This is a genomic window from Klebsiella sp. K47, assembly GCF_051858335.1.
In the GTDB taxonomy this organism is placed as follows: Bacteria; Pseudomonadota; Gammaproteobacteria; order Enterobacterales; family Enterobacteriaceae; genus Klebsiella; species Klebsiella pneumoniae.
In genome coordinates, this window is record NZ_JBPYUI010000349.1 from 1 (window position 1) to 229 (window position 229).

Annotated in this window: 1 rRNA gene; it reads right to left on the minus strand. The window is 53.3% G+C overall.

Annotation, left to right across the window (positions count from 1 at the left end):
* Positions 1–229: ribosomal RNA gene (locus tag RRF55_RS28330) — 23S ribosomal RNA — on the minus strand; the annotation flags it as partial.

The following is a 229-nucleotide window of genomic DNA, read 5'->3' on the forward strand; positions in this document are numbered from 1 at the left end:
TCGGTCATGTACGAGTATTTAGGCTTGGAGGGTGGTCCCCCCATGTTCAGACAGAGTTTCACGTGCTCCGCCCTACTCAAGTCCTGATGTTTCATTTTCGCATACGGGGCTGTCACCCGCTATGGCCGAACTTTCCAGATCGTTCTGCTAATTAAACATCAGGCACTGGCCTGGTCCGCGTTCGCTCGCCACTACTAACGGAATCTCGGTTGATGTCTTTTCCTCCGGG